This is a genomic window from Chitinophaga sp. G7 BAM 1005, assembly GCF_057126945.1.
Window position 1 is genome coordinate 5,324,552 of the sequence record NZ_CP181478.1, and the last position, 14,750, is coordinate 5,339,301.

Sequence of the window (14,750 nt, forward strand, 5' to 3'; positions counted from 1 at the left end):
CAACAAAAGTGGGGGTTGCTGATGATGAGTTCGACCGCATCCAACTACTGCTACGTGTATACGTATTTTCCGTTTTAAACGTACTCACTTTTATTGAAAACCAATACATTACCATGTGTTACGAAATCATTACCAAATGGAGTAACAGCTATCTGAAACCGCAGGTTTAACATTCCGGTAATATTGGTTTTATACTTTCGGTGCATATCCGCACTATGATATATGTTATTGCCATCGGAGCATTTCAGGCGCTTACCGCAGTTGCTTTATTAGGGAGCAGTAAATTGCGCAGTAAAGCAGATTTTCTGCTGATCCTGTTGCTGTGCTGTATTGCTGCGCATCTCGCTATTAAATTCTGTATCTATTCTTTTGTGAACGACAGCGAGGTGCGTACACAGATGAATACATTTATCGGTTTTTGTTACGGGCCGTTACTGTATTTATATGCATGCCAGCGGCGGAATGCTGCATTTATTCCAGCTTCACGGTGGTATGTTTTTTTGCCTTTTATACTGGGCGCAGTGGGCTATCTTACGGTGGTGTGCGTGCTGATGTGGTCGGCGGATGCCGGTCATGCGGTATTGTATTACTACAATGAAACCACTACCTGGATAATGATGGTGTTGGGTTTCCTCTTTCCCGCATTATCGCTCCGTATTGCGAAGCAATTACCTGATATGCCGCAGGAGAAGAAGCTGATCAACAGTATCAGCTACCTGTTGGGTATTATCAGCATCGTTTCGCTGGGATTTAAAATGGCGCAATCGGTGCATATGCTGGATGGCTCCTATAACTATAATATTATCTGCAGAGATATCGTATATTCTTTACTGTTAGTGGTGTGCCTCGTGATTATCCGGTACAAGTATGTGGGGATCATAGGTGTGCAGCCGGTGAAGGCAGCGGCGCAAACAGTAGCAGCGGCGGAGGTATTGCCTTCCCGCAGGATGCAGCTCAGTACCGAAGAGCAGCGGCTGCTATTGCAATCGCTGGAAGCTTATCTTCATAAAACAAAAGTATTTACGGATGCCGAGCTAAACCTTGACAAGCTTGCGCAGGGCGCCGGGATCAGTAAGTATCATATTTCAGAAACGCTGAACAGTTATGCCGGTAAGTCGTTTTACCAGTATATCAATGAATGGCGTATCCGGCGGGCGATGGAACAGATCCGCTTCATGAACGAAAAAGCGCTGCCGGTGAATGTGTTAACACTGGCGTATGATTGTGGCTTTAAAGCCAAGTCATCTTTCAACCAGTATTTTAAAAAGATCACCGGTCTTACACCTACTGAATATATCAAATCACTGGTGGCTACCAGCGTAACTATTCACGAGTGACGGGCTGTAAAATTCGGCGGAAAAGATCCGCTGTATTTTGTCTATTTCTGCCGCGTACATTGTTTTTTTCCGGGTACCAAAATACAGGGTATTTTCTATGACCTGTTCTCCTTCCCACACCAGCTTTATGCTGCCAGCTTCAATTTCATGGGCGCACAAAAAGTCGGGCACTACCGAGAAACCGGTTTCCCCGCTGAGACAGCGAACAATAGAGCAAATATTTGGAACGATGTAGTTGGGTTTAAAATCCATTTGATGGCGGAAGTTGAATTGCCAGAAACGTTTCAGGTGTTCCATATCTGCCGCGGTGCTGTACCAAAGCTGTTCTTTCAACCAGTTTTCCGCCGCTTTCACGTCTTTCTTTTTCAACAATGCGTCCAGGGGTTTGATATCTGTTTTGCCACCGGCCACCAGTACAATCTTTTCTTTTGAGAAGGATTTAAACTCCAGGTTTTTCTGATCACCTTTCTGCGGGGTGATGATGAGGTCCAGCAGTCCTTTATCGAGGTCATTGATCATTTGCGGGTAGTCACCGAATTTGATGATGATGTTAAAGGGTAGTGTGGCGATATATTTCTCCAGTGTATATTGAAATGTTTCGAAGCACATACCGATGCTGATAGTGGCCCTGTCGGCTTTTGTGCTTTTATGAAAAAGCTGTTCTGCGTTTTCCAGTTTGAGCAGTGGTTCCTCTATAAAATTATAGATCACTTTTCCCCTTTCGGTGGGCACTAGTTTTTTGGCCGAGCGGTCGAACAGTTTATAGCCGGTATATGCTTCCAGGGAGTTGAGGTGCAGGCTTACGCCCGGCTGTGAAATAAAGAGTTCCTGCGCTGCGCCGGTGAGGGTACCCTGCTCATAGATGGATTTGAAGGTACGGAGCCATTCCAGGTTAAGTCCCATATTATTATCATTTTTCTGATACAAAGATATAAGTTAAATAATTATGATAATAATATTTTTTGGAAGAATTTTGTGTTGTCAAAATACGAATACGATGCTTTTTACACATTATACACTAGGCGGACTTCACCTGAAAAACAGGATAGTAATGCCGCCGATGACCAGGTCCAGAGCCGCCCGCGGCGATGTAGCCACTTCACTGATGGCGGAATATTACAGTCAGCGTACCGGCGCCGGGCTGCTGATATCAGAAGGCACGCAGGTGAGCCGGCAGGGCCAGGGCTATGCCTGGACGCCGGGTATATACAGTCCGGAGCAGATAGCCGGCTGGAAACAGGTGACAGACGCCGTACATGCCAATAACGGCCTCATCTTTGCCCAGTTGTGGCATGTAGGCCGTGTTTCACATATATCCATACAGGAAAACGAGGCCGCTCCGGTGGCGCCTTCCGCCATCCTTGCAGAAGGCGTGAAAGTATTTGCCGATCCCGCAGGGAAAGGGGCCGAAAACGGCGCCGGGGAAATGGTGCAGCACTCTATGCCCCGGGAGCTTACCAAGCCCGAAATACAGGCTATTATCAACGATTTTGCACAGGCAGCCAGAAACGCCATAGCCGCCGGTTTTGATGGCGTGGAGCTACATGGCGCCAATGGCTACCTGATTGAGCAGTTCATCGACTCACAAACCAATCACAGAACAGATGAATACGGCGGCTCCCTGGAAAACCGGTTACGCTTCCTGAAAGAAGTGGTAACAGCAGTAGCCGACGCCATCGGCAAACACCGTGTAGGCGTGCGCCAGGCGCCGCTGACCACTTTAATGGGCGCTATGGACGACCATCCGGAGGAAACTTATATTGCGGCAGCAAAAGTGCTGAACGACATAGGCATTGCCTATATCCACATCGCGGAAGCCGACTGGGACAATGCACCCGTGATGCCGGTGGCATTTAAGGAAGCATACAGAAAAGCCTTCTCCGGTACCCTTATTTATGCCGGTAAATATACTGTTGCCAGGGCAGAAGAAGCATTGCAGAAAGGCTGGGCAGACCTCATCGGCTTTGGCCGGCCGTTTATTGCCAACCCCGATCTTCCTTACCGCCTGCAACACCAGTTGCCGCTCAATGAACCCGACAGATCGAAATTCTTCGGAGGCAGCGCGGCAGGGTACACCGATTATCCCATCATTAAAAAAACAACAGATGCTATTATTTGAACCATATACCGGCAAAGGCCTGGCATTAAAGAACAGGATCGTGATGGCGCCCATGACACGCGCACGGAATCCAAACGGAATTCCCAATGAAATGAATGCGTTGTACTACCGGCAACGCACCAACGCAGGACTCATCATCACGGAAGGTACTTCCATCTCTCCTACTTCCTCGGGCGTATTGCATATTCCCGGCTTGTATACACCGGAGCAGGTGGAAGGCTGGAAACTGGTTACAGCAGCCGTTCACGCAGCAGGCACTAAAATATTTACACAGTTGTGGCATGTGGGCCGCGTATCACATACCACCAATCAACCAGGCGGCATTGCACCGGTAAGCGCTTCCAACATCCAGGCTGCCAACTCACATGCATGGGGCTACAACGAAAACGGCCAGGAAGCCTTTGTTCCCTGTTCTGTTCCGGTAGCATTAACCACCGAAGGCGTGAAAGGCGTGATACAGGATTTTGCCAACGCCGCTGCCAATGCGGTAAAAGCAGGCTTCGACGGAGTAGAACTCCACGGCGCTAACGGCTACCTGATTGAACAATTCCTGAATCCCTTTGTGAATAACCGCACAGATGAATATGGCGGCAACATCGTTAACCGCAGCCGCTTTTTACTGGAAGCAATTGATGCGTGCATCGCTAACATTGGCGCAGCGAAAGTAGCTATCCGTCTTACTCCTTATGGTGGCCTTCATGAAATGCCCCACTACGACGAGCTGGAGGCTACCTACCATTACCTTGCTGCGGAACTCGGCAAACGGAATATCGCCTACATTCATATCATGGACCAGCAGTCGAGAGGCAGCTTTGCCTTACCTGACGGCTTCCTGGAACGATTCAGAAAACAATACAATGGTGTAATCATACTGGCAGGCGGCATGAACAAGGAAAAAGCGGAACGGTATTTAACTGCCGGCACCATTGACCTGGCCGCATGGGGAGAGCCTTTTATTGCCAACCCTGACCTTGCCGAACGACTAAAAAACGACTGGCCATTAAATACACCCGACCGGAATTTACACTATGGAGGGGCCGCACATGGATATACAGACTATGCGGCGTATGAAGGAGCATGATAAAAAGAAAGCATTACGATTCATACCGTAATGCTTTTTTTATGAGTACTCATCTGCCAATATATGAAGATTAACCCACACATGAAGAGTAATGCCGCCATTGCCTCCCGGATGCCTCTCCCATACTTCGGACTTGGATATGTCATGGACTATCCATGCACTATCTATACAGTTCCCATGCACTCCTCATGCACTCCTCATGCACTATTAATGCACTATCAATGCACTATCAATGCACTATCAATGCACTATCTCCCCTTTGGAATACCTATTTTAATAATTATCTATATGGCTTTATTTTATTCAGAAAGCGTTCAGACAATCTAAAGGGCATATTGATTTATCACATTATCAATAATATTAAACTTTACGTTATTACACGCTGTTTTCACAGCATTTTTTCCGCGACCCGATCTATTACATTCTCCCCCATAAAACACTGAACCCGCCTCTTACAGCGGGTTCAATTCAACTAAAACAAACTTTAGCCATTGGGCATCCGGCTATTAGCATACCCAAAAAGTTTCTCCGCAGGAAATAAACTGCGTAGTTGGCAAAGTGCGGCCTTTGCTTTTTTCCTGTGGCGCTTTACTAAGGCTGGCAACTGTAATTTTTGTGAGCTTCAGCTTTGAAGTGATTTTCTTTTTCATATTGATACAGATTTAGGTTATTTCAATTTACGATAAGAATCTGTTACCATCAATCACGTAAAAAGGGGATTTATCACTGCTGTGCTCCTTTGCTGATCTTGTTATTGACGATACGTGTGTTGCCGTCGATATCGAGACTGCCATTCACTGCCTCAGAAATCACTGCGCCGGTATTGCGGGCGGGTGAATTAGGAGCAATGTGCAGATCTGGTGTTGTTGTGCTGATGAGTAAAGGATCTGTACCATATACGGAGTTCGCATCTGTGCCGGAAGTGGCTTTCCATGTATTGAAATCGGTAATGATGTTAGTGTTGGTACCATTCCAGATCCATTGCGGTGTGCCGGTGGTGAAGTAAAGGTTGTTGTCGATGATATTACCGGAACCGGTGCCGGTATATTTATGCACAAAGATATCTACCGGTCGCGCATATACGATATTATTACGGATCACATTATCAAAGCATTGTTCCGTGAGGCGGATCTCTCCTTCTATTTCGCCAAAGGCGCCCGGCTCGCGGTCGTTGAACAACAACGTGTTGTTTACCACATAACAGTTGCGTGTACCACCGGAAGTATAACCCAGGTAACCACCAAGATAGATGCCGGTGCGCCAGCAGTTATACACAAAGTTATTCCTCACGATGCAGTTGCTGGTAGGGTAAGCATCATTTTCACTTACGATACCGATGCCGCGGTCTGCTTCATGAATATGGTTTCTTTCCACGGTGATATTCCGCGCGCCGTCTACATAAATAGCAATGGCGCCGTGGCCATGTGTGCCGCCAACAGGGCCGCGGGTCATATCAATATTATACAATTCATTTTCGGTGATAACGCCGTTCCTTGCATAATTAAATGCAGGGTTAGTATTGGCGGCGTAGCCGCCTGCTGCGTCGATACCAATGTTCTCAGTATTGTAGATCGTGTTTCTCCTGATAATAAATCCGTCTACATAACCATTGATCGTGAGATTTTCGCTGTATCCTGTTTTGGTATCGTGAATGATATTATCCTCCACAAGGATGTTCTTCATCACATCGGCGGTGTTGCCGATAATTTCGATACCATGACCGCTACGGCCTTGTGAAGGATCTACGTTATGCTCTATGTTATAAATTTTATTTTTCCGGATGATGATATTGCCGGCGCCAGCGTCTGCTGTGACCCCATTCACATTGGCCCATGCCGCGGTACTTTTTAAATTGCAGATATCAAATCCTTCCAGCACCACATAACTGGTGTTACTGATAGTAACCAATGCTTCCTTCCCGGTAACGGTCATACCAGTGCCGTCAATCACGGCTTTTTCACCGGGATATACTTTGAGGGTAATGAGTTTTTCCAGTCGCCCGGAGCGTGGAAATACTACCTTCTCTGCGTAAGTTCCGGCTCTCACCATCACGGTATCGCCGGGAAGGGCTTTTGCCAAAGCGATGTTGATGCTGCGTACCGGTTTGCTGATAGTACCTGCGGCCGAGTTATCGCCGTTGGCGGCTACGTACCAGGTGTGGGTTTGTGCGGCATCAACGGTAGTAACAGCGGTAGATCCTTTACTACAGGCGCCGGCCAGCATAGCGAATAGCAATAAATACATGTTCCTGTTTAACATCTTTAAAAAATAAATGGCGGCAGTAAGCTACTGCCGCCGTGGGTTTGCATATAAGTTATTCTGAAATTATTTTCCTGACCCTGTTATTATTTTTATCCAACACATACACTATTCCATCCTTATCTACTGCTACTCCCATTGGTGCGTTGAAAGAGGCTGCAGCTCCGATGCCGTCTGTAAACCCGGCGCTGTTGCTGCCGGCATACGTAATCACATCCCAGGTGTTAGCGGAAATAGCACGGATACTTTCATCGGCATTGGCGCCGTAGCTGCCATTACCGGCCACGTATATATTACCGGTGATGTCTACTGCCAGTCCCCAGGGATTTGCAAACCGTGCAGCAGCGCCAGTTCCGTTTACGTACCCTGCTACTCCGGTAGACCCGGCAATAACGGTAGGCTGCCAGGTACCTGCTTTAAACTGGATAATAGTATGACCAGTATTACTTGATACATAGAGGTTACCAGCTTTGTCGAAGTCCATACCACCGGGAGCTGTGATACCGTTGATAATAGCGGTACTGCTGCCATCCGCCTTCATCTCGAAAACGCTTCCGCCCCCGTTGCTGCAATAATATACTTTACCGGATACTTTATCTACCGCTACATTCCAGGGCTCCTGTACGGTGCCTCCGAGGGTAGTGGTGGCGCCGTCTGGTGTAATTTTGCGGATACTCCACGTACCCGGATCTGCCGTATACACATTGCCCTGTGCATCCAGTGCTAAACCGTATGGAATCTGGAAACGCGCTGCCGGGCCTTTGCCATCGTCGCTTCCACTGTTACCCGGGCTACCGGCTAATACAGTTGTATTTCCTTCGTTATCAATTTTACGGATACAGGCGTTGCCCGGATCTGCCACATATACGTTCCCGTTATCATCTGCACCAATTCCCATCATCCGGTACCAGCTTTGCCCGTTAAAATTAAACAACGCGTCGGCGCCTTTTCCATTTGCAAATCCCGCCGTTCCGTTGCCAGCCAGCGTTGTAACGGTCCTGGAAAACACATAGGTAAAAGGGGTGCTGCTCACCACGCTGTCTTTCCCTACTTTCACCACGAGGTTACCGGTGCCACACTTTTTTGGCACTATCACCATGATCTGTTTCGTATTGGCGTTCACGATAGCACAACGTTTACCGTTGATGGTAACGGTGATATCGGAGGTATCAGCGGAGAAATTATCGCCTGTAATCAGTACTTCTGTGGTACTGCCGCCGGTAGCGGGAATGAAGTCGGTGAGCAATACGGGTTGTCCTTCCGCGTGTTTCAGATCATCGTCTTTTGAACATCCCGCCAACAAGGCAGACATCAGTAAACAACCTTTCAGTATATATGAATTCAGTGGCCTGATCATAGCAGTTAGTTAAGAATTAAATAAAGAAAAAATTACCAGCCCGGGTTTTGCACCAATGCGCGATCTCTTTCCAGGTCCTGTTGCTGGATAGGGAACATATACATTTTGTTATCCCAGTATCTTTTCTGGAAAAGTGTGCGGGTATAAAAACCGGTGAAGGAAAATCCCTGGTCATTATCTTTCGCATTTATATTCATGCCGTAAATCGCCTGGTTTTCCGGTTTACTCATCAGCAAGCGGCGGATGAGTGTATAATAACGATCGCCTTCAAAGCAGAGTTCCACCTGTCTTTCCCGCAGAATATATTTTCTCATTTCTTCCTGGTTGCCTACTGCGCCGGGATATACGGTTTCAATGCCGGGCAGTCCGGCGCGCGTTCTTACCTGGTTGAGGTACTTCACGATATCAGGATTGGCGGGATCATATTCATTCAAAGCTTCTGCATAGTCCAGCAAAATTTCGGAGTAACGGAGAAGGATATACGGAGAACGGTATGCGTCGGTAGACATGCTGCGGAGATTATCGTTCGGACTCAGTAATTTAGCCGGTAGATAGCCGGTGATGATGCTGCTGCCCATTCCCTGCATCCCGGATTTACCGCTGTAATAGAACTCCTGGCGGCCGGTACCATCTTTATTTTTTTCAGAAGAGAAATAGTTTTTATCATCTACTGATACCGCTGCAATCACCGGGCGGCGGTTGTAAGCGATGTAAGCATAGAACCGTGGTTCGCGCTTTGCATACATATTCCAGTCGCCTTCCTTATTTTCCCAGTAATGGTCGCCGTCATGTGTAGCAAAGCCCGTTTCCACGTAGTTGGAAGTAGGATCACTGATGGTTTTACCATTGTTCATATAAAAGGCATCCACTACATTTTGTGTGGCGTTGTACAGGTTGTATCCTGCGGGGCCGGGAGAGGAACAGATGGTATATCCCCAGCGTTGCCAGTTCATGGAAGCCAGAATGATTTCATCGTTCCAGGAAGTAAGGAATACATCTCTTACAGAAAGGAACGGATCGAAGGTAGTACCGCCATTATCGAGGTTGGTAAACAGTTTGTACTTGTTGGAATCGATGATCGCTTTTGCTGCCTGTGCGGCGATGCGCCATTTATTCACATCATAGCCGGCGGGAGCGAGTGCGGTACCGTCCTGGTTTTTGAACGCAGCGAGAGCAGGGTTGCCATTCCATAACGGGCTGGCTGCCCACTGTGCTACTTTTGCTTTTACAGCGAGACAGGCGCCGCGGGTTGCACGGCCGTTGTTACCGGAGGAACTCCATACGAAAGGAAGTCCGGCGGCAGCGCCATCCAGCATTTCATTGATGAATTTTACGCAGGTATCGAAAGGCGCTCTCGGGTATTTGTTCATGTCTTCGTCCTGGCTAACCGTAGTGGTGAGTTTCACAAATGGTCCGTATTGTCTTAGCAGCATCCAGTAAAAGTAGCCGCGCAGAAAAAGATTTTCCGACTTGTATTGTGCTTTCAGTTCGTTGCTCAGCTGATCGGCCGGCACTTTATCGATGTTTTGTTCAAAGATGAAAGATTTCCGGATGGCGGTATAGTAGCCGCCCCAGTTGTAGAAGTACCAATCGGATGCGCTCCAGTTGCCGCTTACCATATACCTTACCGTGGTACCGGGAATGGAAACCGAGAGATCATCCGCGGCGCCGATGCCGGCATAGTCGCCGCCAGCCTGGCGGGCGCTGTAGATATTACTCAGATAGGCTTCCGCGTTAGCCCTGGTTTGCCAGATCTGATCTTCTGTGAGAAGATTATCCGGCTTTTTGTCCAGGTACTTGCTGCAGGATACCAGTGTGATGGCGTTGATACCGATGAAAAAAAGTAACAGGTATTTATATCTGGTCATAACAATAATCTTTTTGATCTTGATTAAAACTGCGTTCTTACACCCAGGGTAAAGGTTTTCGGATAAGGGTACCTTGAAGCATAGATACCCAGTTCCGGATCCCATAATTTAAACTTCGAGAACGTGAGCATGTTGGTGGCAGTGGTATATACCTGCAAGCTGCTGATGCCCTTGCGTTTCATATCGGGTGTGATAAAGGAATAGCTGAAAGTGGCTTGTTTCAGGCGCATAAAGCTACCGTCCCTGATCCACCAGCTGCTGTTTAAATAGTTATTGTCGTTGGTATTGGCGACAGTTAAACGTGGATAATGTACATCCTGACTTGGATTTTCCGGTGTCCATCTGTTCATCATATCTTCCAACACACTCGCAGGATATTGTCCCATACCGGCGAAAGGAATTACGCCTACGCCATCGGCGCCGGCCCCATTACCGAGTACGCCTGAACCATTGGCCATGATCCCTACATCAGCCACGCCTGCGAAAACGGCGGAGAGTTCAAATTTCTTATACCCGAAATTAAAGCCATAACCGTATGACCAGGTTGGAAAACTGGATTTGCCTAAATAGGTTTGGTCGTTACCATCAATCCTTCCATCGTTATTAAGATCAGCGTATTTCACATCACCGGGATGCACTACCCTGAACTGTTGCGGGCTTTTTTCCACGTCGTCCTGGCTGGTGAACAGGCCGAGGCTCTGGTAGCCTTTGAACTCGCCATACTTATGTCCTTCCTGTTGAGCATAGGCATACAGGGCAATGGGATTATCTGCAAAGAGGATCTTGTTACGTGCGTAAGTAACGTTACCGAATAAACGAATAGAGATATCTTTTCCGATATGACCGGTGTATTCCATGCTGCCATCTATTCCTTTATTCACCATTTCCCCGATGTTACCATAAATGGCGCTGGAGCCGTATCCTGCAACGGGTGAAATAGATCTGCGGGCAACGAGGATGGCACTTCTTTTATCCTGGAATCCATCTACTATAATATTCAACTTATTCCACAAACCTATTTCCAGGCCAATATCTGTTTTAGCAGATTTTTCCCAGGTGAGATTTTCCGTACCAATTACATCTGCATTAATACCTCCATAATAGGAAGGCGTACCGGAGCTACCGAAAGAAACACCGGATGCGCCATTATAATAAGTGAGATAACCGAAGCGGTTATTCTCAATCTGATCATTACCCGTCATACCATAAGATCCACGGATCTTTAACAGGTTGATCACTTTTGTATAAGGCAGAAAAAAGTTTTCTTTGGAAATCACCCAGCCAACGGAACCTGCGGGGAAGTAACCCCATCTTTTCCCTTGTTCAAAGTTTTCAGAACCGGTGGCGCCCATATTTATTTCCGCCAGGTATTTATCCATATAGGAATAGGTGACCCTGGCTGCAGCGCTTTGGTTGCGGTAAGGGATGGCTTCTTTTACGTTGCCTGCAGAGCCTACCAGGCGGTTGCGGATGCTACCCACCAGCAATCCACCGAAATTATGTTTACCGAAGCTATGATCATACGTGAGGTTCCCTTCCAGGTACATCATGCGTTCACCTGTAGAAGAAGCGCCATAGCCCAGGTAAGTATTTCCTGTTCTGGTTTGGTTGAAGATCAGGCTACCGTCTTCATTTCTGCCAGGCGCATAAAACAAATCATTTACTCCCGTCCTGCGGTTATCAAATTCGCTGTAAGTATCAAAAGAAAAACGGGCGTTGGCGCTCAGTCCTTCGGTAATTACATCCAGTTTCTGATTAAGGGATAACACGGATTGGATGGAGGGTCTGAATTCTGTGGCGTAGCCGGCGTTTTGCACGAGGTTAAAAGGATTGGAACCGCCGTTATTAACCGGGCCAGCCCACTTGCCATCCGGGTAAGATACGGGGAAGGAGATGGGGTTGGTGCCGTAGGTAGCGTACCAGATAGAGCCGGCGGAATTGCCCGGGTAGCGGGTATTTACCAGCATGGAAGCCAGGTTGAGGGAAAGCAATGTTGTTTTGGTAACATTCAGGTCTACATTACTCCTGAAATCATATCTTTTGAAATTGAGGTTGGGGTTGTAGCCGATGTTATTCACTTTATATTGTCCATCCTGGTTGTAAAACGACATCGACACATAGTAACGCATGGCTTCACCACCACCGCTTACATTTACGTTGGCATTGGCCATAGATGCCCAGTCCTTATAAATAGTCTTGATCCAGTTTACATTTGGATAGATATATGGATCAAGTCCGCTGGCTGTTTTACGAATCAGTTCATCGGAATATACCGGTTCTTCGCCGGCATTGGTACGGGCTTCATTATACAGCTTCATATAATTCACGCCGTCCAGCATTTTTGGCATCTGGGTTAATCCGCTGAAGCCTGTTTCTGCTTTGGCAGATACTTTTGGTTTACCCGCCACGCCTCTGCGGGTGGTAATGATCAGTACGCCATTGGCGCCTTTGGCCCCATATACTGCGGTAGCGGAAGCATCTTTCAACAACGAAATACTCTGGATATCTTCCGGATCAATATTATTAAAAGCGCCGCCGTAGGTGCTGTTTACATCTTCCCTTTGCACGCCATCCACAATGATGAGCGGGGAAACGCTTCCCTGGAAAGTACCAATACCGCGGATGGTGAAGTTAGGGTTATCATAACCGGGTTCACCGCCACCGCTCTGCATGGATATTACGCCGGCTACCTTGCCTACCAGTGCGTTGGTAAGTGAGCGTACCGGTGTTTGCATATCGGCCATATTTACGGTGGATACAGCGCCTGTTACGGTTACTTTTTTCTGGCTGCCAAAACCTACTACCACTACTTCGTTCAGCTTATCCACTTTGGCGGTTAAACTTACTTTGAGTGTTTTCTGGTTGACTACCTTTACTTCTTCGGGATTCATTCCCATCATGGCCACTTTGATAATGTCATCCCTGTTGGCGGCAATGGAAAATACGCCCATCACATCGGTAACCGTTCCTTTTTTACCGTCTTTCACCGTAATAGTAGCGCCAGGTAAGGGATTTCCATCTACATCCATTACCTGCCCCCGCACCAGCCATTCTGCCGGTTTCTCCCCTGCAGGAGCTACCGTTGTTTCCGGAGCAGCTGCTTTTTTGTCGAGTACAATACGATTGCGTTGCAGTACATAGCTGATATTTTTATTTTTAAAGATAAAAGCCAGTACTTCTTCCAGTTTCGCCTGCTGGAAGTTGAGCGACATCTTTTCCCCGTCGTTCAACAGCTGGTTGCTGTACACCAGTGTAAGCCCTGTTTGCTTTTTGATGGCCCGGAAGATCTGCAGGAGGGTCACCTCGTTACCGGTAACCGTAACGATTGATTGCAGCGAAGGCGGCGGTGTTTGTGCCTTCACGCGGGAAAATGCAGTGCATATAAGGGCACACAGCACCAACATGCGCACAACGTTTCGCATAGCCAGCTGGCAGTGGCGTATACTTTTTCTCATTCGGGAATTGTTTACAAGTTAAAATGATGGTACAGCAAATGACCGTAACAAATGCTTTCATTGCAACTACATCGTTTTTCAGAAAACGGGTGACAAGGAGTAGTAAAAATATTTTCTGAGGGAAGAAAAATTTATCTCAGGGTAATTTCATTACCTGATAAATGGTATTCGATATGTGCAGTTGTTTTAAGATCGGATAAGAAATCTTCCAGCCGGTTACGGTCCATCAGGCCCGTTACTACTTGTCCGGCTTCTTTGTTTTTATCCAATACAAAACGCATCCCATAGAAGCGGGAAGCAGCGGTGATAAGGGTTGTTAGCGGCATGCGGTGATAGTAGTAAACACCGTTGCGCCAGGATAATACTTCTTCTTCATCAAAATGACTGGTAACAAATCCTTTACCGGCATCATAATCGGCCTGGATACCTGGTTGCAGCGTTTGGCGTTCGCCCGTTTTTCCTTTGGTAACAACGCTGCCCTGTACCAGCGCCGTTTTCACGATGCCCGGCTGATAGGTATTTATATTAAAAGCTGTTCCCAGCACTTGTACGCTGGTAAGTGCTGTGTGTACAATAAAGGGTTTCTCCGCATTGGCGGCCACTTTAAAATAGGCTTCCCCTTCTACATATACTTCTCTTGCCGGCCGCCCGAAGTGGAAAGGAAAACGTAGCCTGGTGGCAGCGTTCAGCCATACTTCCGTACCGTCTGACAAAGTAAGTTTATAGCTTTCTCCGGCTGGTACATCGAGGGTATTTAATACGGTGTCGGCAGAAGAGTATTGCAGGGCGCCATTGCTGGTATTCAGCGTGGCGTTGTTGAGGGCGATCGTTTTGGGGCTGCTGTCTTTACTCAGCACTACTTTTTCGCCATTGCTCAGTAACAGGCGTACCGGTTGCTTTTGCTGCTGCATAGCCACCGCCGGCGAAGTGGCGGGTGTTGTGCGGACAAAGAAGTAGTAGACACCACTACCTGCCAATAGCAATATGGCGGCGGCAGACAACCACTTTTTAAGGTGGACTACCGGGCGGGGTGCTGTTCTTTCTTCCTTAATCCGGTGGAGGGCTGCTTCAGAATCAATCTGCTGAAGATACCTGTCTGTATGAAGGGTTATGTTCTCCAGTTCCAGCTGATCCCATTGTGCTTTGAAGCCGGCATCATGCTGCAGCATTTCCTGCACATACCGCTCCTCTTCTGCAGAGAGTGTTCCCGACAAACGTTGTAGATATAATTCAAATATTTTTTCCTGTGCCTGCTCCATTGTTAACAAAACGCG

General features: G+C 47.5%; 10 protein-coding genes. 3 read left to right on the forward strand and 7 right to left on the reverse strand.

The genetic code is table 11. The annotated features are described in order from the left end of the window. The first annotated feature begins 215 nt into the window (after positions 1–215). Positions 216–1,337 carry a helix-turn-helix domain-containing protein gene (locus ACMXI2_RS21050; protein WP_483778039.1) on the forward strand — a complete coding sequence of 374 codons (1,122 nt, stop codon included), beginning with the start codon at positions 216–218 and terminating at the stop codon, positions 1,335–1,337. On the opposite strand, the gene ACMXI2_RS21055 is transcribed toward ACMXI2_RS21050, so the two are convergent. Beyond that, positions 1,302–2,264: a LysR family transcriptional regulator gene (locus tag ACMXI2_RS21055; protein WP_483778040.1), complete on the reverse strand. Its 963-nt coding sequence runs from the start codon at positions 2,262–2,264 to the stop codon at positions 1,302–1,304. The two genes, ACMXI2_RS21050 and ACMXI2_RS21055, sit on opposite strands and share 36 nt — an antisense overlap. Before the next feature lie 70 nt (positions 2,265–2,334). Between ACMXI2_RS21055 and ACMXI2_RS21060 the strand changes: the two genes are divergently transcribed. Then, positions 2,335–3,456 (forward strand): alkene reductase, encoded by a 1,122-nt coding sequence (locus tag ACMXI2_RS21060; RefSeq protein WP_483778041.1) that lies wholly within the window; start codon positions 2,335–2,337, stop codon positions 3,454–3,456. After that, positions 3,443–4,537 carry an alkene reductase gene (locus tag ACMXI2_RS21065; protein ID WP_483778042.1) on the forward strand — a complete coding sequence of 365 codons (1,095 nt, stop codon included), beginning with the start codon at positions 3,443–3,445 and terminating at the stop codon, positions 4,535–4,537. Before ACMXI2_RS21060 ends, ACMXI2_RS21065 begins: the two co-directional genes overlap by 14 nt. A gap of 506 nt (positions 4,538–5,043) precedes the next feature. Here ACMXI2_RS21065 and ACMXI2_RS21070 read toward each other — a convergent pair. From ACMXI2_RS21070 to ACMXI2_RS21095, 6 genes are all read right to left on the reverse strand, one after another. Beyond that, positions 5,044–5,187 (reverse strand): hypothetical protein, encoded by a 144-nt coding sequence (locus tag ACMXI2_RS21070; RefSeq protein ID WP_325637982.1) that lies wholly within the window; start codon positions 5,185–5,187, stop codon positions 5,044–5,046. A gap of 73 nt (positions 5,188–5,260) precedes the next feature. After that, positions 5,261–6,781, reverse strand: a complete 1,521-nt coding sequence (locus ACMXI2_RS21075) for a hypothetical protein (RefSeq protein ID WP_483778043.1) — start codon at positions 6,779–6,781, stop codon at positions 5,261–5,263. 70 nt (positions 6,782–6,851) lie between these two features. Next, complete coding sequence (locus tag ACMXI2_RS21080; protein WP_483778044.1) at positions 6,852–8,153, reverse strand: IPT/TIG domain-containing protein; 1,302 nt, start codon at positions 8,151–8,153, stop codon at positions 6,852–6,854. 32 nt (positions 8,154–8,185) lie between these two features. Further along, positions 8,186–10,021 carry a RagB/SusD family nutrient uptake outer membrane protein gene (locus ACMXI2_RS21085; protein ID WP_483778045.1) on the reverse strand — a complete coding sequence of 612 codons (1,836 nt, stop codon included), beginning with the start codon at positions 10,019–10,021 and terminating at the stop codon, positions 8,186–8,188. 23 nt (positions 10,022–10,044) lie between these two features. Beyond that, positions 10,045–13,476 carry a TonB-dependent receptor gene (locus tag ACMXI2_RS21090; protein ID WP_483778046.1) on the reverse strand — a complete coding sequence of 1,144 codons (3,432 nt, stop codon included), beginning with the start codon at positions 13,474–13,476 and terminating at the stop codon, positions 10,045–10,047. A gap of 131 nt (positions 13,477–13,607) precedes the next feature. After that, the gene (locus tag ACMXI2_RS21095; RefSeq protein ID WP_483778047.1) at positions 13,608–14,735 is read right to left on the reverse strand and encodes a FecR family protein; all 1,128 of its coding nucleotides are present in this window, start codon (positions 14,733–14,735) and stop codon (positions 13,608–13,610) included. Positions 14,736–14,750: the final 15 nt, after the last annotated feature.

What these genes read in the sequence shown, in the direction of transcription:
- ACMXI2_RS21050 (WP_483778039.1), top strand. Translation starts at nt 216, where the DNA reads ATGATATATGTTATTGCCATCGGAGCATTTCAGGCGCTTACCGCAGTT.
- ACMXI2_RS21060 (WP_483778041.1), top strand. Translation starts at nt 2,335, where the DNA reads ATGCTTTTTACACATTATACACTAGGCGGACTTCACCTGAAAAACAGG.
- ACMXI2_RS21065 (WP_483778042.1), top strand. Translation starts at nt 3,443, where the DNA reads ATGCTATTATTTGAACCATATACCGGCAAAGGCCTGGCATTAAAGAAC.
- ACMXI2_RS21070 (WP_325637982.1), bottom strand. Translation starts at nt 5,187, where the DNA reads ATGAAAAAGAAAATCACTTCAAAGCTGAAGCTCACAAAAATTACAGTT.
- ACMXI2_RS21075 (WP_483778043.1), bottom strand. Translation starts at nt 6,781, where the DNA reads ATGTATTTATTGCTATTCGCTATGCTGGCCGGCGCCTGTAGTAAAGGA.
- ACMXI2_RS21080 (WP_483778044.1), bottom strand. Translation starts at nt 8,153, where the DNA reads ATGATCAGGCCACTGAATTCATATATACTGAAAGGTTGTTTACTGATG.
- ACMXI2_RS21085 (WP_483778045.1), bottom strand. Translation starts at nt 10,021, where the DNA reads ATGACCAGATATAAATACCTGTTACTTTTTTTCATCGGTATCAACGCC.
- ACMXI2_RS21090 (WP_483778046.1), bottom strand. Translation starts at nt 13,476, where the DNA reads ATGAGAAAAAGTATACGCCACTGCCAGCTGGCTATGCGAAACGTTGTG.
- ACMXI2_RS21095 (WP_483778047.1), bottom strand. Translation starts at nt 14,735, where the DNA reads ATGGAGCAGGCACAGGAAAAAATATTTGAATTATATCTACAACGTTTG.